Genomic DNA, 19,905 nt, shown 5'->3' with positions numbered 1-19,905 from the left:
GCACCTCGGAGGTGCGCGGGCCGACGTGCGCGGCGATGCCGGAAGCGGGGTGGCGGCAGGCCGGCGCCGTGGCGTGGGGGCACCGTCACCAGGTGACGGGCAGCGCCAGCGGATAGCGCCAGATCGACGTGGTGTTCCACGCCAGCTCCGCGGCCGGCTTCGCCAGCGCGATCCTGGGGAAGCGCTCCAGCAGGGTCCCGAGGGCGACTTCGAGTTCGGTGATGGCCAGCGGTTGGCCGAGGCAGTGGTGCGCGCCCCAGCCGAAGGTCATGTGGGAGGGGCTGGTCCGCTCCAGGACCAGCTCGTCAGGCCGGTCGAACCTGCGGCCGTCCCGGTTGGCGGTCAGGTAGGAGACGTGCACGATGTCCCCCGCCGGGATCGTCACCCCGCTCAGCTCCACGTCCTCAAGGGCCACCCGGGGGATGCCGACGCCCTTGCGGAAGGGGATGAAGCGCAGCATCTCGTGGATCACCTGGGTGAGCATCTCGGGCCGCTCGCGCAGGAAGGCGCGCACGTCGGGCCGGGTGAGGATGGTGTACGAGAGGTTGCCGAGCTCGTACGTCGTGGTGTCCTGGCCGGTGATCAGCAGGACCATGGCCATCACGGTGAGTTCCTTCTCGTCGAGGACCTCGTCGCCGTCGCGGGCCGTGGCCAGGGCGCTGATCAGGTCGTCACCGGGGTTCCTGCGCCGTTCGGCCGTCAGCTCGGCGAAGTACGCCCGCAGGTCGGCTTTGGCCCGCACCGCGTCCGGCTTGTTGGCCAGGCCCACGTTCATCATCGTCCGGGCGTTGGCGCGCAGTTGTGCGCTGTCGGCCTCGGGGATCGCCAGGACCTCGCAGATCGTGATCAGCGGGAGCGGGTGGGCCAGGTGCTCCATGAGGTCGGCCGGGGAGCCCTGGTCCCGCATGCGGTCCAGCAGCTCGTCGACCACGTGCTGGGTACGTTCCCTCATCCGCTCGATGTGGTCGGATGTGAAGCCCTTGGACACCAGGCTGCGCAGGCGGGCGCTGGCAGGCGGGTCCATGACGTTGATCGCCTCGGCCTGGACGATCGGCTCGGGAGTCATGCGCGGAAAGTCCCGGCCGACGACGGCGTGCCGGCTGAAACGCCGGTCGGTGGTCACCGTACGCACGTCGTCGTACCCCGTGACGAGCCAGGCCGCCCCCTCGCCGTAGGGGAGGCGGATGCGGCTGACCGGTGCCTCGTTCATGAGCTGCCGGAGCGTCGGGTCGAACTCGAGGGCCTCGGCGAAGTCGAACGGGCAGTTCCGTGGGCTGGAGTCGGTGGACATGCGGACCTCCAGGTCTGGGCCGTGCAGGCCGGATGGGAAGGTGGATGGAACGGGCGGAGCACCGGTACCCGCTCGGTCGGCCGTGCACACCGGTGAACGCGCGGGACCGCCGGTAATTCATCCGGGCTGATCAGCGGCAGGAGCGCCGGTACCCCGCGGACGGCGATCCGACAGCGGACGATCCGGCGATCACGGCCGCCGGGTACGGCGTCCCCGTCCGGCCGACCCGGCCCGGGCGGCCCTGCCCTCCACGCACGATGTCGCCCTGGCCGCCGGGCGCCGGCCCGCCGCGGCATCGACCACGTCCTGCACCGGTCTCGGCGGCGCCGCCGACGCCGACACCAGGCCCGCACCACCCACGGCAAACGCCGAGGCCACAGTCCCGGAACCGAACCCCGTCACATGGGACACCGTCGCAGTACTAGGCCCAACGGACGACGGGGTCCCCGGCCCGGTGGCCGATCCGCCGCCCGAGCCCGCGGCGCGATCGTGGGGGGCATGAACGCAGCACAGTGCACCGCCGCACCGCACGCCGCCCCCGTCGCCCTGGTCACCGGAGCCTCTCGCGGCCTCGGTCTGGCCCTCGCACACGCCCTCGCCGCCGACGGCTGGCAGCTGGTGATCACCGCCCGGGACGCGGCCGAACTCGCCGCCGCCGAGGCCGAACTGGCCGTCGTCACCAAGGTCGTCGCCCTGTCCGGCTCCGTCGTCGACGACGACCACCGCGCCCACCTGACCGAGGCCACCGAGGACCTCGGCGGCGTGAGCCTGCTGGTCAACAACGCCGGTACGCTCAACGGCGCCCCCGGCCCCGGCAGGGAGCCGCTGCCCCGGCTGGCCGACTTCCCGCTGCCGGACCTGTTGGAGACCTTCGAGGTCAACGTGCTCGCCCCGATCGCCCTCACCCAGCTCGTCCTGCCCCAGCTGCGCGCCCACGCCGGCGCCGTGCTCAACATCAGTTCCGACGCCGCCGTGGTGCCCTACCGCGGCTGGGGCGGCTACGGCGCCAGCAAGGCCGCCCTGGACCTCGCCAGCGGGGTACTCGCCCGGGAGGAGACGGAGTTGCGGGTCTGGGCGGTGGACCCGGGGAACATGCGCACCCGGATGCTCCAGGAGGCCAGCCCCGGCGAGGACATCTCCGGCGAGCCGCTGCCCGAGCAGGTGGCGCCGGTCCTGCTCGGCCTGCTGCGCGACCGCAGGCCCTCCGGGCGCTACCGCGCCGCGGACCTGGCCGCTCCGTCCGCGGACCTGGCCGGCCCCGCCGCGGACCTGGCCGTCCCCGCCGAGGACCGGGGCGGGCGATGACGGTACCCACCGACCTCGACCCCGTCGACCTCCCCCTCGGCTCCGACCTCGTCGTCCCGCCCGAACTCTCCGCCCGCGCACCGGCCGAGGCGCGCGGCACGGCCAGGGACGGCGTCCGGATGCTGGTCGGCCGGCGCGCCTCGGGCGGACTCGAGCACCGCCGCTTCACCGACCTGCCCGAGGTGCTGCGCCCGGGGGACCTGCTGGTGGTCAACAACTCGGCCACCGTCCCGGCCGCGCTGCCCGGCCGGCTGCCCGACGGCACCCCGGTCGTGCTGCACCTCTCCTCAGCCCAGCCGGACGAATCAGGAGCCCACCTGGTCGAGTTGCGCCGGGTGGTGCCGGGGGAGGCGGCGGCCCACTACCCGCCCGAGGAGTCGCCGGCCCGCCCGGGCCTGCGGGTCTCGCTGCCCTCGGGCGGGGCGGCGGTGCTGACCGGGCCGTTCACCGACCGCCTCTGGTACGCCGAACTCGTCCTGCCGGAAGAGCTGTTGCCGTACCTGGAACGGCACGGCCGGGCGATCCGGTACGGCTACGTGGACCGTGACTGGCCGATCGAGGCCTACCGGACGGTCTTCGCCACCGTCCCCGGCAGCAGTGAAATGCCCAGTGCCGCCCGCCCGTTCAGCTCCGAGATGGTGGCCCGGCTGGCCGGCCGGGGCGTGCTCCTCGCGCCGGTCACCCTGCACACCGGGGTGTCCTCGCCCGAGGCCCACGAGGTGCCGTACGCCGAACGGTTCCACGTCCCGGCCGCCACCGCCCGCCTGGTCGGCCACGTCCGGGCCGGGGGTGGCCGGGTGATCGCCGTCGGCACCACCGTGGTCCGCGCCCTGGAGTCCGCGGTCGCCCCGGACGGAACCGTCCAGGAGGCCCGCGGCTGGACGGAGTTGGTCGTCACCCCGGAGCGCGGCGTGCACGCCGTGGACGGACTGCTCACCGGCTGGCACGAGCCCCGGGCCTCCCACCTGCTGATGCTCGCCGCCGTCGCGGGTCGCCCGCTGCTGGCCTCCTGCTACCGCGAGGCGGTCCGACACCGCTACCTGTGGCACGAGTTCGGTGACGTCAACCTGCTGCTGCCGGACTGATCCGGGCCGCTCAGCACGGGTGGGACCGGGCCGGCGGCCGTCGCGGCGGCCCGACGTCCGTCCGTCGTTCACGCGGCGGCCGAACACGCGGGCGGCCGTTCACGAGGGCGGCCGTTCACGAAGGCGGTGTGACCCCCGGGGGCAGCTCCAGCTCGAACCAGACCACCTTGCCGTCCGGGGTCCGGCGGCTGCCCCAGCGGTGCGCGAGCTCGTTGACCAGGTGGATGCCCCGCCCGCCCTCGTCCTCGCTGCGGGCGCGGCGGATCCGCGGCACCTCGGGCTCCTGGTCGGCGACCTCGACGGTGAGCACCCGGTGGCAGTACAGCCGCAGCTGGGTGGGTGATCCGGCGTGCACCAGGGCGTTGGTGATCAGTTCGCTGGTGAGCAACTCGGCCCAGTCGGTGAGTGCTTCGAGCCCCCAGGCGGCCAGCGTCTCGCGGGTGAAGCGGCGCGAGTGGGCGACCATCGCGTGGTCGCCGGTGAGCGGCAGGGTGGCGATCCGGTCCGCGCCGCGCGGGCGGACCTGCGCCATGATGACGGCGATGTCGTCCTCGCCGGTGGTCTCGGTGAGCCGGGTCAGGACGGCGTCGCAGGTCTGCTCCAGTGAGCCGCGCCGGTCGGCGACGGTCCGGCAGAGCAACTCCAGCCCCTCGTCCAGGTCCTGGCCGCGGCGTTCGACCAGCCCGTCCGTGTAGAGGGTCAGGATGCCCTCCTCGGGGAGGGGGAATTCGGCGCTCTCGAAGGCGACTCCGCCCACCCCCAGGGGCGTGCCGGACGGCAGTTCGACCAGGTACGCCCGCCCCTCGGTGTCGGCGACCAGGGGCGGCAGGTGTCCTGCGCTGGCCGCGGTGCAGCGGCGGTCCACCGGGTCGTACACCACGCAGACGCAGGTGGCGAACTGTCCCTCGCCGACCGCCGCGGTCGCCTCGTCCAGGCGGTACAGCACCCGCGCCGGGTCCAGGTCAAGGGTGATCAACGTCCGTGCTGCTGTGCGGAGTTGGCCCATGGTCGCGGCAGCCCGAATGCCGTGGCCCATCACGTCGCCGACGATCAGTGCGACCCGCCCGGAGGTCAGCGGCACCACATCGAACCAGTCGCCGCCGACCTCGCTGACCACGCTGCTGGGCAGGTAGCGGTAGGCGATCTCCAGGCCGAGGGTGCGGTGCACCTCCTGGGGCAGCAGACTGCGCTGGAGGGTGAGCGCGGTGTCCCGCTCGCGGCGGTAGAGCCGGCCGTTGTCGATCGCCAGCGCGGTGCGGGCGGCCAGCTCCTCGGCCAGCGAGCGGTCCGCCGGCCCGAACGGCACCGGGTTGCGGGTACGGACGAACTCCGCGCCGCCCAGCACGTGCCCGCGCGCCACCAGCGGCACCATCAGGTACGAGTGCACCCCGGCGTCCAGGCTCGGCTGCACCCGGTCCGGCGAGGCGACGATCCGGCGCACCTCCTCCTCGGTCACCTCGGCGACCAGGATCGAACGCCGGGTGCGCAGGCTCTGCGCGTACAGGTCGGCCGACTCCGAGGTCTCGCCCACCAGGTCGGCCGCCCCCTGCAGGTTGCCGTCCTGGCCGGTGCCACCGACCGCCACCGCCCGCATCAGCACCGGGCCCGCCGCCGGGACCGCCCCGGGCTCCTCGCCGCTGAGCACCGCCTCGCGCAGGTCCACGGTCGCGAAGTCGGCGAAGCGCGGGAGCACCACCTCCACCAACTCCCGGGCGGTGCGGTGCAGATCGAGCGTCGTGCCGATCCGGTTGCTGGCCTCGTTCAGCAGCGACAGCCGCTGCTGGGCGGCCCAGGCCTCGTCCAGCGCCCGCTGCTGGGCGGCGGCCGCGTCCCGCTCGCGGGTGAACAGCAGCGCGTTGTCGATCGACACGGCCGCCCGCACCGCCAACTCCCCGGCCAGCGCCACGTCGTCCTCCTCGTACGGGCGCTCGACCAGGGTGCGGTAGAAGCCCGCCACGCCGACCGCGGCGCCGCGCGCGATCAGCGGGACCACCATGAACGACAGCACGTTCTGCTCCCGTACGGCTGCCGTGCGCACCGGGTCCTCGGCGAACCAGGCCATCCCCTCCTCGTCCATCCGCGGCACCAGTACCGGCTTGCGGTGAGCCAGGCTCCACGCGTACGGCGAACCGGGCAGGAAGCGGTGCAGGTTGCCGGTGCGATTGATCGGCGCCATGGTCGAGCCGGGCACCGAGTGGAAGGCCATCCGCCGCAGCAGCGCCGAACCGTCCGCCGGGGCGGTCGCCTCGCGCTCGCCCCGGACCAGATCCTCCAGCACCTCCACCACCACCGTGTCCGCCAGCGTCGGCGTCGCCACCTCGGCCAACTCCTCGGCGGTCTGGGCGAGATCGAGCGTGGTGCCGATCCGGGCGGAGGCCTCGTTGACCAGTGCCAGACGCTCCTGCGCCGCCTTGGCCTCGCGAAGCGCCTGCTGCCGGGCCAGCACGGTCTGGTGCTGGCGCAGGTACAGCCGGGCGTTGTCGAGCGCGACGGCCGCGCGCGAGGACAGCTCGTCACCGAGCGTGATGTCCGCCGCCGCGAAGGACTCCCGCGCGCCGCGCCGCGAGTACACCACCATGCCGAGCGTCGTCCCGCGTGCCACCAGCGGGGTGATCCGCACCGAGCGCGGGCGGTCGCCGAGGTAGGCCTGGCGGTGGCTCTCGTCGATGCGCTCGCCCAGCATCGGCAGCTCCCAGGACGGCACCACCACCGTGCGCCCGCCGGTCAGCGCCCGGGCGTACGGGGAGTCCGGCAGCAGCTCGTACACGGCGTCCACCGGCAGCGCCTCGGCCGGGTAGAGCGCGTCGGCGGAGGCGATCGCCAGACGGCGCACCCGCACCGGGGCGTCCGGCGCGGGCGGCTCGACGCTCAGGCCGGCCACCAGCTCCTCCAGCCCGAACACCGCGCTGATGTCGGCGACCCTCGGCACCATCGCGTCGACCAGCTCCCGGGCGGTCTGCCGCAGGTCCAGCGTGGTGCCGATCGAGGCGGTCGCGTCGACCAGCAGCGACAGCCGCTCCTGGGCGCGGGCCGCCCTGGCATCGGCGTGGAACCGCTCGGTGATGTCGATGACCGTGGCGCACACCCCGAGCACCCGGCCGCCACGGTCCTTCAACCGGAAGTAGGAGGCCGACCAGGCGTGGTCGTGGTTCGGATCACCCGGGGTGCGGCCGTGCGCGAGGTCGTCGACCACCGGCTCGCCGCTCTCCAGTACCCGGCGCATCACCGCCTCGGACTCGGGGCCGTTGATCCTCGGCAACACCTCGGTGAGCCGCCGGCCCAGCGGATCCTTCGTGCCCAGGCCGTTCGCCTCCGCCAGCGCTTCGTTCAGCCGGACGAACCGCAGATCGGTGTCGAACACCGCCATGCCGACCGGGGACTGGGTGAAGAACCCGTCCAGCAGGGCCAGGTCGGCCTGGAGCCGGTGCAGCGTGGTCACCTCGGAGGCGATCGCCAGCACCATCCGGGCGCCGCCCGGGCCACGGATCGGATGGGTGCGGAACTCCAGGTTCACCAGGTGCCCGTCCCGGTGCCGCACCGGGAACACCCCGGACCACGACCGGCCCGCCAGGATCTCCTGGAACAGCCCGAGCACCTCCGACCGCTGCTCCTCGGCAGCCAGCAGCGTCGCCGCCCGGGCACCCACCGCCTCCTGCGCGGGGTGTCCGAGCAGCGCCTCCGCGTCACTGCTCCAGTGCAGGATCCGCCCGTCGGCGTCGATCAGCGCCGTGGCGATCGGCACCATCAGCAGGGCGTCCTGCTGCGGTTGCCCCGCGCGCTGCGCGTAGTCGTCCACCATGGCCAGAGAACCGTCCCAGAAACCGTCCGGAGATCGTTCCCACCAGCCCTGCCATCTTCGCACGCGGCTCCGGGCGACCGCTCACCGTGGCAGCAGCCGCTCCAGGAGGAACTCCTGCCACCGCTCGGGTTCGGCCCGCAGCGACTGGACCAGGTAGCGCCCGGGCGGCACCTCGACGGTCAGGTACTCGCCGCTCTCCAGGGCGTCCGTACCGTCCTGGAACACGTCCACGAGCAGGTACCGCCCGGCGGCCAGCTCGAGGACCGGCCCGTCCTCCCAGATCCCGGAGCGCAGCGCCTCACGCACCAGCGGCCGGACGGCGTCCGAGCACTCGGCGAACAGCGGCCGCACGAACACCCGCTCCTCCGCCAGCCACCCGACCGGCAACGGCTCCCCGCCCAGCACCAGCACGTCCCCGTGCCCGGGCACCGGATGGCCGACCGCGTACTCCGCGGCCGCGTTCACCACCGCCTCCTCGCAGCCCGTCCAGCCCTCGACCGCACCCTCGGGACACAGCACGAAGAACCCCGAGTCGGTCCCGTCCAGCCAGCCCTGCTCCACCGTGATCACGCGGGCATCCTCGCACGTCACCGCCACCACGGGCCGGGCCGGGCCTGCCCGGGCCGGTGGCAGCACCGACGGCGGGGCCCTACGGGGGAAGGGAGCGGATGGGTGCCGCAGACCGCGGAGCGGCCCGACTCCGGGGCCCGAGCGTCGGCGGGGCCGCCGGCGCTCGGGCCGACGACCCCGCCAGGGGGTGTCCGTCACCGGGTGAAGCGCACCTCCGGGTTGGCGGTGCTCGGGCCGTCGAGCAGCGGCTGCGGGACGCCCTTCAGTTGGAGGTCGAGGAACGCCCCGACGTACTGCCGGGTCAGGGCGACGGCGCGCTGACCGGCGATGGTGGTGTCCGGGCCCTTGGGGATGCCGAGCCCGTCGAAGAAGATCGGGAAGTCGGTGAAGCTGCCGTGGTCGGTGCCGTCGATGGTCAGCCAGCGCTTCCAGCCGTCCAGCCGGGGCCAGCTCTTGATCCAGCTGTCGTCCTCGGCGCCGTCGGGGAGCGGGTGGCCGACCATCAGGTACGGCTTGCCGCCGATGCCGGACTCGGGCACCAGGTAGTCCATGCTGCCGTCCAGGTCCACCCCGGCCCGGATGCGGTCGTCGGTGAGCAGGGCCGGGACGGTGGCGGCGCCGCCGGCGGAGTGCCCGGCCATGGCGATCCGGTCGCGGTCGATCAGGTGGGCGTGGCGCCAGGCCGGGTGCGGGCGGTCGGTCAGCTGGTCGATGACGAAGGAGACGTCCTTGGCCCGGCTCGCGTCCAGGCCCGCCCAGGCCTCCTGGGTCCTCAGTTTCCCGCACAGGTCGCAGGGGAGCGTCCGCCCGTCGGGGAAGGTGGTTCCGGTGTTCTCGTAGGTGTGGTCGACCAGTGCGACGACGTAGCCGCGGCTGGTCAGGTCCTCGGCGAGGCTGCTGAGCGAGGCCCGGGGCATGGTGAAGCCGGGCGACAGGACCACCAGCGGGTAGTGGCCGCCCTGTGGCCGCGCCCCGGTCTCGGCCCACGTCCGGGTGCCGGACACCGCCTCGGTCGGGATGGTGTTGCCCGGCAGCTTCCCGTCGAGCAGCGCCCGGGCGGCGGCGGGTGTCATGTACGGGGCGGGGGTGCCCGTCCCGGCGTGCGCGGGGTAGTACATCGAGACCATGAGCTGGCGCGGACCGGCGGAGGGCACCCACGGGTCCGGACGGTTCCGGTCCACCAGGTGCAGGACCTCCTGCCCGACCGCGAACGGTCCCGTCGGGCGGGGGAGTTCGATCCGGGTGGTGACCTGGCCGGTCGGTGCGGCCGAAGCGGTGGCGGTGGCGGCGGGCGGCGCGGCCAGGGCGGGCGCGGCAGCGGCGAAGGACAGTGGCAGCGCGAACAGCAGGGCCGCCGCGGCGGCGGTCGTACGAAGTCGGCTCATGTCAGTGACGGTAGGCGGCGGGAAAGGGAGTTGACCTCCACTCAGCGGTGTACTGATCCCTTCCGGGATGGGTCCATGGCGCCCCTTAGGGGTGGCCTTGGGGAGCGGCGGCTCAGGCGGGGGCATCCGAGAGGGCGGTCGTCCAACGGCGGTCGTCCGAGGGCGGTCGTCCGTCGGTGGGTCAGCCGGGGGAAGCCGTCCGTAGGTCCTCCAGGAAGTCCGCGGCCGCACGGGCGTTGGGCACCGGGAAGGTGAGCGGCAGGCCGGCCGAGTGCGTCCGGATCTCCAACTCGCCGAGTCCGGACACCCGGGCCGAGCGCACCTCCGTCCACCGGTGGGCCTCCGTCGCGGCGAGCGGGTGCGGTGGCCGGTACACCAGCCCGTGGGCCGTGACCGTCAGCCGCCCCCGTCCGAAGCGGACGCTCCCCTCGGTGCGCAGCGTCTCGTGCAGCGCGGCCCGGAACCCGGGGGAGAGACGCTCCTCCAGCTCCCGGAACAGCCCGCCCAGCCCGCGCAGGTGCGCCAGCACCAGCGGCTCGTCCGCGCCCGCCGGCCATATTCGCCCGGACTCGTGCACCCCGCGCGGCCCTCCGGGGGAGTACTCCGTGGCCTCCACCGCGGACCAGGGCAGCGACTCCTCGCCGCCACCGGCCGAGATCAGCACCAGCCCGCCTTCGTGGACCCGTACGGACCGCAGCCCGCACGACGGCCGCAACCGTTCGTACCCCGTCACCGCCACCACCGCGACAGCGGCCAGCAGGGGCGCGGGCCACCAGTCGCCGAGTGTCAGGCAGATCGCCAGGGAGAGGGCCACCCCGCAGGAGCGCAACCACACCCGTGCCGACCGGGACAGCGGCCGGAAGCGCCGGTACACCCGCACCACCGGGCCGAGCCGACCGGCGGAACCGGCAGGGCCGGCCGAACCGGCCGGGCCGGCCATCTCGGCCGCGTCGGTGGCGCCGGCCGACCACACCCGCGTCGGCGACCACGTCACCGCCATGTCGGCCCCCTTTCGCTCGGTGGATTCCCCTGTCGGAACCGCGACTGACGGATCCCCAGCAGCGACCGCCCGCCGCCCCTGGCGGCAGTGCCAATCAGCACCTTTTGGCCCGAATCGCCCCCGCCATCATCGCGCCCCGGCCGAGAGCTCCCGTCACCGGGGTGGTGACGAACGGGACCGGCGCCTCCCTGGCCGGGCGCCAACGCCTGCCGGGGCACCAACCCCCACCCGGATGCCAACGCCCGCCCGGGCCGCAGCACAACCGCCGGCAGCACAACCGTCACACCGAGCTCCTTCCGCTCCACGGGCCCCTCGGGGGAGCCGCAACCATAGGATGCTCAGGATCGACTCCTCGCCGGGCCCGGCGACAGTGCCGATCGGCACATCCGGCGCAAGGGCGGCCCCCCGCGCCCTCACCCCGCCGGCGCGAACCCGTTCTGCAGCCTGCGTAGCAGCGCCGTGCCCACCGGATCGGCCGACCGGCGGGTGTTGACCAGCACCACCACGCCGACCTGCTTCTCCGGGTCGAAGGCCACGAACGAACGGAACCCGCCCGTGCCCCCGTTGTGCCAGACCTGGAGGTGTCCGCCCTGCTGGGTGTGCAGCCGGTGCCCGAGCCACCCCAGGTGCGTCCAGGCGAACGGGTTGACCCGGTGGCGGGTCTCCCGGGTGAGCGCGATCGCCGGCGACAGCGGTGCGTCCGGCGAGCGTTCGGCGGCCAGTTGGGCGCGCAGGAACACCACCAGGTCGGCGGCGGTCGACCGGAGCCCGCCCATGCCGGGCACGGCCGCGAAGCTCCATTGCGGCACCGGCCGGCCGCCCGGGGTGTGCCCGTGCGCCAGCCGCGCGGACCGCTCCCCGTCCGGCCGCACACAGGTGTCCACCAGGCCCAGCGGTGCGCAGACCTCGCGCGTCACCAACTCCTCGTAGCCGACGCCGGAGCGCTGGGCGAGGGCCAGGCCGAGCAGACCCGCGCCGAGGTTGGAGTAGCGGAAGCTCCGCCCGGGGGCTGCCCGCAGCCGTGTCCGGGCGAGCCCGTCGAGCACCCGCTCGACGGTGCAGTCGGCGTACGGATCGGCCTTGTTGGGGGACAGCAGCGACTGCCTCACCATGCCTCGGGGCAGCCGGGGGAGCCCCGAGGTGTGGGTGGCGAGGTGCCGCAGGGTGATCGGCTGCGGGCCCTTGGCCGGGACGACGGCCCGCCCGTCCGAGGCCCCGGTGAGCACCTCGGAGAGCGGCTCGTCCAGCCGGACCGTACCGTCGAGGGCCAGTCGCGCGAGCACCAGAGAGGTGAACACCTTGGTGACGGAGCCTGTGTCGAACAGCGTGTGCGGCCCGGGCACCCCGCCGTTCGGCCCCGTCCGCCCGGCGCCACGGATCTCCACCTCGCCGCCGGCCAGCCCGGCGACCACCGCCCCGACGTGTCGGTTCGCGAGCCGGTCGGCCGTCTGCTGCACGAGGCAGGCGAGTTCGTTCATGGTCGCGAGCCTAGGCGCCCCGACCGGCCGGATCGTCCGCCCGGAAAACGATATCCACCCCCGCCGATGCTCCCGCGGACGTACGCCCCGCCGGAGCCCGTACACCCTCGGCGCCTCGCCCGTCCCCCTCCGGTCCCCCTGTCGGTCCTCCTCCGGTACCCCTCCCGCACCCCCCTCGCTCCTCGCTCAGTCCTCCAGCGCCGCCCGCAGCCGGGCCGCGACCTCCGCCGCCCCCGCCTCGTCCGGGTACCGCCGCCGCGGCCAGAAGAACCCGCGCAGTCCGTCCTTCGGATTGCGCGGCACCACGTGGACGTGCAGGTGCGGCACGGACTGGCTGATCCGGTTGTTCGCCGCCACGAAGGTGCCCGCGGCCCCCAGGCCGCGCTCGACGGCCGCCGCCACCCGCTGCACTCGCAGGAAGAACGGCCCGACCTCGGCGGTCGGCAGGTCGGCCAGCGTCGGGTGGTGGGCGCGCGGAACGACCAGGACGTGCCCGGGGAAGAGCGGCCGACGGTCCAGGAAGGCCACCGCCGCCTCGTCGTCCAGCACCCGGTGCGCCGGCTCCTCACCCGTCACGACCGCACAGAAGACGCAGTCCATCCGTCCATTCAAACCACCGGCGGCAGTCCCGGCACCCCCGCAAACCCCCGGGGAGCCCGCTCCCCCTGTTCGGCTGCCGCCCGGGTGCGGCCGCCCCGGTGCCGGGCGCACGGTGGCGCCGGGGGCCGACGGCGGGCGCATCGAGCGTCCGCGAGGAGGCCCCGCGAGAACGTGGCCCGGATGTCGGGCAAGTTCGGGATCCACCCACCCCCGCCACCCCCGCGGCCGCCCGCTGCCTCACTCGTACCGGTACAGCAGAGCCTCCCGCTCGTACCGCTCGATGATCTCCAGCGTCAGTGACTCGTCCCGCAGGTGCGAGAGCGTGACCTCCGCCGAACTCGGCTGCGCGTCCGCGGCGGGCCAGTTCTCCGGTTTCCACGCCGAGGACCGCAGGAAGGCCTTCGGGCAGTGCCCGTACACCTCCTCGACGGCGACCACGATCGCGCTGCGCGGCGGCTTGCCGACGGCCGTCAGCTGCCGCAGCAGCTCCGGGTCGGTCGAGACGCAGGCCCGCCCGTTGACCCGCAGCGTGGCGTCCCGGCCGGGGACGACGAAGAGCAGCCCGACCCGGCCGGTCTCCAGGATGTTGTGCAGGGTGTCCAACCGCTTGTTGCCGGTGGCGTCCGGAATGGCCAGGGTGTACTCGTCGAGCACCGAGACCAGCCCGGCCGGCCCGCCGCGCGGGGAGACGTCGCAGCGCCCGGCGGCGTCCGAGCTGGCCAAGAACACCAGCGGGGAGCAGGCGATCAGGCGCCGGGCGACGTCGTGCAGGTGGTCGACCTGCTTGCGGCGCGCCTGGTCGCTCGGCTGCTCGTAGACCTCGCGCAGCTGGGCGGGGTCGCTGAGCGCGCCCGCGTGGAGGGCGTCGAACAGGCTGCCCGGCAGGTTCGGCACGGTGGTTGACGAAACGGCAGATTCCGGTGTGGTCGTCATACCGGGAATGTAGTCGAGGCCGCCCGGCGGTCCCCGTCCCGCCGGTGCCCCCGCCACCTCCTGCGCCCGCCGCCGCCCTTCGCGAAATCCTCTCCCCACCCCTCCCCACCAGCGGTTTTCCGCTCATAATGGGGGCCAGGGACCACTGGGTCGGAGCCCACCACGTCAGCGACCAGCAGATCAGGGACCAGCAGGTCGGCGACCAACAGATCAGCGATCAACAGGCCGGCGACCAGCCGGTCAGGGGGACCACCGGGCCAAGGGCCAGCGGGACCGGGTGAGGGACGCCAGCCGCAGCCGGAGGTGGTGGTCGTGATCGTCAGAATCTGGACCGGGCAGGTCCTGGCCGGGCGCATCGAGGAGTTCTGCGCGCACCTGGCCGCCCAGGTGATCCCGCAGCTCGGGCGGACCGACGGCTGCTTCGGCGGCGAGCTGCTGCGCTCGCTGTCCGAGGACGGGCGCAGGGTGCTGGTGCTGAGCCGCTGGCGCGACGAGGAGGCCCTGCGCGGGTACGCGGGGCCGATGTGGCGGATCCGGCCGGTCTGGTCGGAGGGCGAGTTGAGCTACCTCGCCCACCCGCCGGAGGTCACCCACTTCACCTCGATCGCCGACCCCGCCTCCCCATGAGCACCCGCCCACCCCGGGGCGCCGGCCGCACCTCGCTGCTTGCCGCGCATTCCCCGCGGGTCCGTGAAACAGGCCACAGCACGAGGGTCTCCCTGCCGTTGCGCCGCCCGTGGCACAATGACGGCATCAAGCAGTGACGTTCAGCGCACTCCGGGGTCGGTGAAAATCCGAACCGGCGGTTACAGTCCGCGACCCGTCCGCAGCCAGCGGCCGGTTGACCAGGTGAAATTCCTGGACCGACGGTTAAAGTCCGGATGGGAGGCGTGCGCGGGCGGACGAAGAGCAGTACCCGTGGGTCCAGCGGCAGGAGACTGCCTCCAGGGCCCCCGGTCAGGTGAACGACGGGAGCGGTGTCTCCCGTGCCGGGTGAGCGATCTCCCGGCGGCCTCGGCATCCCCGGTGACGGGTCGTGCCCCGGGCCCGTGCGCCGGTGCCCGTCCGTGTCATCTCCCATGCCGCCCCGGAGTCCGCGCCCCAAGCGCGAGGAGAACCCGGGTGTTCACCGGCATCATCGAAGAGCTCGGCGAGGTCGTGTCGATCCAGGAGATCGGCGACTCTTCCCGGATCCGTCTGCGCGGGCCGGTGGTCTGTACGGGTGCCAGGCACGGCGACTCCATCGCGGTCAACGGCGTGTGCCTGACCGTCGTCGACAGCCCGGACGAACTGGCCGCCGGCACCGGCGAGTTCAGCGCCGACGTGATGGCCGAGACACTGCACCGCTCCAGCCTCGGCGAGTTGGCGCCCGGCTCCCGGGTCAACCTGGAGCGCGCCATGGCGCTCGGCGCCCGGCTGGGCGGCCACCTCGTCCAGGGCCATGTCGACGCCACCGGGCGGCTGTTGAGCCGCGAGCCCGGCGAGCGCGACGCGGCGGGCAACCTGCGCTGGGAGGTGCTGCGGTTCTCGCTGCCCGAGAGCATCTCCCGCTACCTGGTGGAGAAGGGCTCGATCACCGTCGACGGCGTCAGCCTCACCGTGGTGGAGGCCGAGAAGGACAGCTTCACCGTCAGCCTCATCCCGACCACCCTCGCGCTGACCACGCTCGGCGCCAAGGGCGTCGGGGAGGGCGTGAACCTGGAGGTGGACGTGCTCGCGAAGTACGTCGAGCGCCTCCTGGAGTCCCGCACCCTGCCCGGTCTGCCCCACCTGTCGGACCTGCCCGACCCGTCCGGCGCGTCCGACCAGCCCAACCAGTCCGACCAGTCCAACCCGTCCGACCTCCCGGTCGGCGGAACCCCGGGGGAGTCCCAGTGAGCTGGCTCAGCGGCGAGGCGTTCACCGTCCTCGGCGAACACGTCAAGTGGGCCGACATGATCGGCAACATCCTCGGCCTCGGCGGGCTCGCGCTCGGCTGGCGCCGCTCGGTCTGGAGCTGGCCGGTCCAGCTGCTGTCCGGCGCGGTGCTGATCGCCGCGTACCTCGGCGGCCACGTCCCCGGCCTGATCGGCAAGCAGCTGATCGTGATCGCCACCGCCTCCTGGGGCTGGGCGCAGTGGCAGCGGGGCCGCCGCGAGGGCGGCACGATCGCCGTACGGTTCGCGCGCTGGCCCGAGCGGCTCGTGCTGGTGGCGGGCACGGCGGTCGGCACGGTCGCGCTCGCCCTGCTCTTCACCTCCTTCCCCAGCCTGTCCTGGAGCCCTTGGTCGGACGCCTACATCTTCGTCGGCACGCTGGCCGCGATGGTCGCCCAGGCCCGCGGCTGGGTGGAGTTCTGGTTCGCCTGGATCGCGGTCGACGCGATCGGCGTCCCGTTCGCCTTCAACAGCGGCTACACCTTCTCCGGCCTCACCTACTCCGTCTACTTCGTCCTGGTGCTGTTCGGCCTGCGCTCCTGGTGGCTGAGCACCCGTGAGTCGCGCGCCAAGTCCGCCTCCGTCCCCCAGGGAGCCACGGCATGACCGAGATGACCGAGAACCCGTCCAGCAGCGGCGCCACCCGGCCCGAACCCCAGTCCGAGCCCGAGCTCGTCCTCGACCCGGTCGAGCGCGCGATCGCCGACATCGCCCTCGGCCGTGCCGTGGTCGTGGTCGACGACGAGGACCGGGAGAACGAGGGCGACCTCGTCTTCGCCGCCTCCGCCGCGACCGCCGAGCTGATGGCCTTCACCATCCGCTACAGCTCCGGCGTGATCTGCGCCCCGATGACCGGCGAGGAGCTGGACCGGCTCAGGCTCCCGCCGATGACCCAGGTCAACGAGGACCGCAAAGGCACCGCGTACACCGTCTCGGTGGACGCCCGGGAGGGGGTCGACACCGGCATCTCCGCCGCCGACCGCGCCCGCACCGTACGGCTGCTCTCCTCGCCCGGCACCGAGCCCGGCGACCTCACCCGCCCCGGGCACGTCTTCCCGCTGCGCGCCGTCGAGGGCGGCGTGCTGGTCCGCCCCGGCCACACCGAGGCCGCCGTCGACCTGGCCCGGCTCGCCGGGCTGCCGCCGGCCGGCGCGATCGCCGAGGTGGTCAACGACGACGGCACCATGGCCCGGCTGCCCGAGCTGGTCGCCTTCGCCCGCGAGCACGGCCTCGCGATCATCTCCATCGAGGACCTGATCGCCTACCGCCGCCGCACCGAGCTGCACGTCGACCGGGCCGCCGTCACCGCCCTGCCCACCGCGCACGGGGAGTTCACCGCCGTCGGCTACAAGGGCACCATCGACGGCGTCGAGCACCTCGCGCTGGTGGCCGGCGGGCTGGACGGGGAGGGGCGGCTGCCGCAGGACGAGGACGTCCTGGTGCGGGTCCACTCCGAGTGCCTGACCGGTGACGTCTTCGGCTCGCTGCGCTGCGACTGCGGCCCGCAGCTGGAGGCCTCGCTGCGGCGGGTCGCCGAGGCCGGGCGCGGCGTGGTGCTGTACCTGCGCGGCCACGAGGGCCGGGGGATCGGCCTGGCGCACAAGCTGCGCGCGTACGAACTCCAGGAGCAGGGCCGGGACACCGTCGACGCCAACCTGGACCTCGGCCTCCCCGCCGACGCCCGCGACTACAGCATCGCGGCCCAGATGCTGGTGGACCTCGGCGTCCGCTCGCTCACCCTGCTCACCAACAACCCGCGGAAGCTGACCGCGCTCACCGACCACGGGCTCAAGGTCAAGGGGCGCGAAGCCGTCGAGATCGCGCCCGGCGAGCACAACGTGCGCTACCTGCGGACCAAGCGCGACCGGATGGGCCACGACCTGCCCGGCCTCGGTTCCTGAACCGACCCCGACCGGGTCCGAACCAATCCCGACCGCGCCTGAACCGACCCCGACCGGGTCCGAACCAATCCCGACCGAAGACAGCCAGCGACAGACCGCACAGACAGGAATTACGAGACATGAGCGGCCACGGAGCCCCCCAGCTGACCATCGACGGCGCCGCCGACCTCAAGGTCGCCGTCGTCGCCGCCCAGTGGCACGACACCGTGATGAACGGCCTGCTGGACGGCGCCCACCGCGCGCTCAAGGAGCTGGGGGTCGCCGAGTCGGCCGTGCTGCGGGTGCCCGGCACCTTCGAGCTGCCGGTCGCCGCCAAGCGCCTCGCCGAGCGCGGCTACGACGCCGTGGTGGCCCTCGGCGTGGTGATCCGCGGTGGCACCCCGCACTTCGACTACGTCTGCCAGGCCGCCACCTCGGGCCTCACCCAGGTCAGCGTGGACACCGGCGTCCCGGTCGGCTTCGGCGTGCTGACCTGTGACAACGAGGAGCAGGCGATCGACCGAGCGGGCCTGCCGGGCTCCGCCGAGGACAAGGGCCACGAGGCCGTCACCGCCGCCGTCGCCACCGCCGTGGTGCTGCGCGCCGCGCCCTGACCCCGGCCGCCCCGGTCCCGGAGCGTGAAACGTCCACTGGATTGTCCACGCTCCGGGACCGTTTACCATCTGTCCGCCCGCACGCCGTAAGGTGGCCCCATCATGGCTTCGAAGACATTCGAGGAGCTCTTCGCCGAGCTCCAGCAGAAGGCCGCCACCGGCGACCCCTCGTCCTCCCGTACCGCGCAGCTCGTCCAGCAGGGCGTCCATGCGATCGGCAAGAAGGTCGTCGAGGAGGCCGCCGAGGTGTGGATGGCCGCCGAGTTCCAGTCGGACGAGCAGACGGCGGAGGAGATCTCGCAGCTCCTCTACCACCTGCAGGTGATGATGATCGCCCGCGGCCTGACGCTCGACGACGTCTACAAGTACCTCTAGACCCCCCGCTCGCCCGAGCTCACCCATCCTCCCAACAGGTAAGGAAGCAACCTCCCATGCTGCGCATCGCCGTCCCCAACAAGGGTTCTCTCTCGGGTCCCGCGGCGGAGATGCTCCATGAGGCCGGCTACCGCCAGCGGAAGGATCCCAAGGAGCTCGTCCTCGTCGACCCGAACAACGAGGTGGAGTTCTTCTTCCTGCGTCCGCGTGACATCGCCGTCTACGTCGGCTCCGGCCGCCTCGACGTCGGCATCACCGGCCGCGACCTGCTGCTGGACTCGCACTCCAACGCCGAGGAGGTGCTCGCCCTCGGCTTCGCCGGGTCGACCTTCCGCTTCGCCCGTCCCGAGGGCGTGGCCGTCGAGGACGTCAAGGGCCTGGAGGGCCTGCGGATCGCCACCTCGTACACCGGCCTGGTCGAGCAGCACCTGGCCGACCACGGCGTGAAGGCGACGGTCACCAAGCTGGACGGCGCGGTCGAGACCGCGGTGCAGCTGGGCGTCGCCGACGTGATCGCCGACGTGGTGGAGACGGGCACCAGCCTGCGCAACGCCGGCCTGGAGGTGTTCGGCGACCCGATCCTGGTCTCCGACGCGGTGGTGATCCGGCCCAAGGGCGCGGGCGAGGACGCCCGGGTGGAGCAGTTCCTGCGCCGCCTCCAGGGCGTGTTGGTGGCCCGCCGGTACGTGCTGATGGACTACGACATCCGCGCCGAGAAGGTGGGCGCCGCCGTCGCGCTGACCCCGGGCCTGGAGTCGCCGACCGTCTCGCCGCTGCACACCGAGGGCTGGGTCGCGGTGCGCTCGATGGTGCTCCGCAAGGAGGCCCAACAGATCATGGACGACCTGTGGGGCATCGGCGCCCGGGCCATCCTGGTCACCAACATCCACGCCTGCCGCCTCTGACCTGCCCGCGCGCCCCGCGCCCCCCGGTGACCGGCGCGCCCGGGTGACCTGCCCGCCGGTCCACGGGTAAAGAACGGTTCAATGGGCGGGGACGCCGACCGCGTCCCCGCCCCTCGTGCTGCCGCAACCAGATCCACCCCGGAGACCCCACGTGTCCACGCCGCCCGTCCAGTTCCCCGTCACCTGGGCCCCGCGCCGCACCCGCGCCGTGCTGCTCCCGGTCTGCGTGCTGCTGGTGGTGCTGTTCTCCGCGATGGCCGTGCTGCTCCCGGAGAACTGGCAGCTGAACGACCGGATCATGATGACGGCCAGCGGGGTCCTGTTCGCCGCCGTCGGCCTGATGCTGGCCCGCCCGCGGGTGAGTGCCGACGCGGACGGCGTGACCGTGGTCAACTTCGTCCGCCGCCGCCGGCTCGCCTGGGCCGAGATCGTCCGGGTCAACCTCCGCCAGGGCGACCCGTGGGCCACCCTCGACCTCTCCGACGGCACCTCGCTCGCCGCGGTGGGTATCCAGCCCGGCGTCGGCAAGGCCCAGGCGATCGCGGACGCCCGCGCGCTGCGCGACCTGGTCGAACAGCACGCCCGGGCCTGAGCCCGCACCCGGCTCCGAGCCCGGAACCGAGCCGGGCCTGAACCCGGGCCTGAACCCGGGTCCGAGCCCGGAAGCGAGCCCTGATCCGGGCCCGGAGCCTGATCCGGGCCCTGATCCGCCTCCCACCTGCGGTTCCGTGGCCCCGGCGGGCCGCACGGCCTTCTTTCGCCATCCGGG

General features: G+C 73.6%; 18 protein-coding genes and 1 riboswitch. Of the genes, 10 read left to right on the top strand and 8 right to left on the bottom strand.

From position 1 onward, the window contains the following. Positions 1-85: 85 nt before the first annotated feature. Positions 86-1,291: a cytochrome P450 gene (locus ACWDBB_RS32100; RefSeq protein ID WP_449792923.1), complete on the bottom strand. Its 1,206-nt coding sequence runs from the start codon at positions 1,289-1,291 to the stop codon at positions 86-88. Positions 1,292-1,789: 498 nt separating this feature from the next. Here ACWDBB_RS32100 and ACWDBB_RS32095 point away from each other — a divergent pair, with 498 nt between their 5' ends. Next, complete coding sequence (locus tag ACWDBB_RS32095; RefSeq protein ID WP_449792922.1) at positions 1,790-2,596, top strand: SDR family NAD(P)-dependent oxidoreductase; 807 nt, start codon at positions 1,790-1,792, stop codon at positions 2,594-2,596. After that, positions 2,593-3,681, top strand: a complete 1,089-nt coding sequence (locus ACWDBB_RS32090) for an S-adenosylmethionine:tRNA ribosyltransferase-isomerase (RefSeq protein WP_449792921.1) — start codon at positions 2,593-2,595, stop codon at positions 3,679-3,681. Before ACWDBB_RS32095 ends, ACWDBB_RS32090 begins: the two co-directional genes overlap by 4 nt. Before the next feature lie 115 nt (positions 3,682-3,796). Here the strand turns inward: ACWDBB_RS32090 and ACWDBB_RS32085 are convergent, their stop codons facing one another. From ACWDBB_RS32085 to ACWDBB_RS32055, 7 genes are all read right to left on the bottom strand, one after another. Next, positions 3,797-7,480: a SpoIIE family protein phosphatase gene (locus tag ACWDBB_RS32085; protein WP_449792920.1), complete on the bottom strand. Its 3,684-nt coding sequence runs from the start codon at positions 7,478-7,480 to the stop codon at positions 3,797-3,799. 81 nt (positions 7,481-7,561) lie between these two features. Beyond that, on the bottom strand, positions 7,562-8,050 hold the full coding sequence (locus tag ACWDBB_RS32080; RefSeq protein ID WP_449792919.1) for an Imm21 family immunity protein: 489 nt from the start codon (positions 8,048-8,050) through the stop codon (positions 7,562-7,564). Between the two features lie 194 nt (positions 8,051-8,244). Next, positions 8,245-9,435: an alpha/beta hydrolase family protein gene (locus ACWDBB_RS32075; protein WP_449792918.1), complete on the bottom strand. Its 1,191-nt coding sequence runs from the start codon at positions 9,433-9,435 to the stop codon at positions 8,245-8,247. Between the two features lie 181 nt (positions 9,436-9,616). Then, complete coding sequence (locus ACWDBB_RS32070; protein WP_449792917.1) at positions 9,617-10,435, bottom strand: hypothetical protein; 819 nt, start codon at positions 10,433-10,435, stop codon at positions 9,617-9,619. A gap of 413 nt (positions 10,436-10,848) precedes the next feature. Continuing rightward, positions 10,849-11,913 carry a serine hydrolase domain-containing protein gene (locus tag ACWDBB_RS32065; RefSeq protein ID WP_449792916.1) on the bottom strand — a complete coding sequence of 355 codons (1,065 nt, stop codon included), beginning with the start codon at positions 11,911-11,913 and terminating at the stop codon, positions 10,849-10,851. A gap of 186 nt (positions 11,914-12,099) precedes the next feature. Then, positions 12,100-12,513, bottom strand: a complete 414-nt coding sequence (locus tag ACWDBB_RS32060) for an HIT family protein (protein WP_449792915.1) — start codon at positions 12,511-12,513, stop codon at positions 12,100-12,102. A gap of 237 nt (positions 12,514-12,750) precedes the next feature. Then, positions 12,751-13,446, bottom strand: coding sequence for an MSMEG_1061 family FMN-dependent PPOX-type flavoprotein (locus tag ACWDBB_RS32055; protein ID WP_449792914.1), 696 nt, complete (start codon positions 13,444-13,446; stop codon positions 12,751-12,753). Positions 13,447-13,758: 312 nt separating this feature from the next. Here ACWDBB_RS32055 and ACWDBB_RS32050 point away from each other — a divergent pair, with 312 nt between their 5' ends. From ACWDBB_RS32050 to ACWDBB_RS32015, 8 genes are all read left to right on the top strand, one after another. Further along, on the top strand, positions 13,759-14,073 hold the full coding sequence (locus ACWDBB_RS32050; protein WP_449792913.1) for an antibiotic biosynthesis monooxygenase family protein: 315 nt from the start codon (positions 13,759-13,761) through the stop codon (positions 14,071-14,073). 142 nt (positions 14,074-14,215) lie between these two features. Beyond that, positions 14,216-14,343: riboswitch (FMN riboswitch) on the top strand. Positions 14,344-14,568: 225 nt separating this feature from the next. Beyond that, a complete protein-coding gene (locus tag ACWDBB_RS32045) occupies positions 14,569-15,324 on the top strand; it encodes a riboflavin synthase (RefSeq protein ID WP_449792912.1) in 756 nt (251 codons plus the stop codon). After that, complete coding sequence (locus ACWDBB_RS32040) at positions 15,321-15,968, top strand: nicotinamide mononucleotide transporter family protein (protein WP_449792911.1); 648 nt, start codon at positions 15,321-15,323, stop codon at positions 15,966-15,968. Before ACWDBB_RS32045 ends, ACWDBB_RS32040 begins: the two co-directional genes overlap by 4 nt. 5 nt (positions 15,969-15,973) lie before the next feature. Then, a complete protein-coding gene (locus tag ACWDBB_RS32035; RefSeq protein ID WP_449792925.1) occupies positions 15,974-17,263 on the top strand; it encodes a bifunctional 3,4-dihydroxy-2-butanone-4-phosphate synthase/GTP cyclohydrolase II in 1,290 nt (429 codons plus the stop codon). A 119-nt stretch (positions 17,264-17,382) separates the two neighbouring features. Continuing rightward, on the top strand, positions 17,383-17,856 hold the full coding sequence (ribH, locus tag ACWDBB_RS32030; RefSeq protein ID WP_449792910.1) for a 6,7-dimethyl-8-ribityllumazine synthase: 474 nt from the start codon (positions 17,383-17,385) through the stop codon (positions 17,854-17,856). Between the two features lie 102 nt (positions 17,857-17,958). Next, positions 17,959-18,231: a phosphoribosyl-ATP diphosphatase gene (locus tag ACWDBB_RS32025; protein ID WP_097238956.1), complete on the top strand. Its 273-nt coding sequence runs from the start codon at positions 17,959-17,961 to the stop codon at positions 18,229-18,231. 56 nt (positions 18,232-18,287) lie between these two features. After that, positions 18,288-19,136, top strand: coding sequence for an ATP phosphoribosyltransferase (gene hisG, locus ACWDBB_RS32020; protein WP_449792909.1), 849 nt, complete (start codon positions 18,288-18,290; stop codon positions 19,134-19,136). 151 nt (positions 19,137-19,287) lie between these two features. Further along, positions 19,288-19,728: a PH domain-containing protein gene (locus ACWDBB_RS32015; protein ID WP_449792908.1), complete on the top strand. Its 441-nt coding sequence runs from the start codon at positions 19,288-19,290 to the stop codon at positions 19,726-19,728. Positions 19,729-19,905: the final 177 nt, after the last annotated feature.

Source organism: Kitasatospora sp. NPDC001095, from assembly GCF_053598615.1.
Note: the sequence above shows the minus strand (reverse complement) of the source record. Positions and strands in the feature narration are given on the sequence as shown.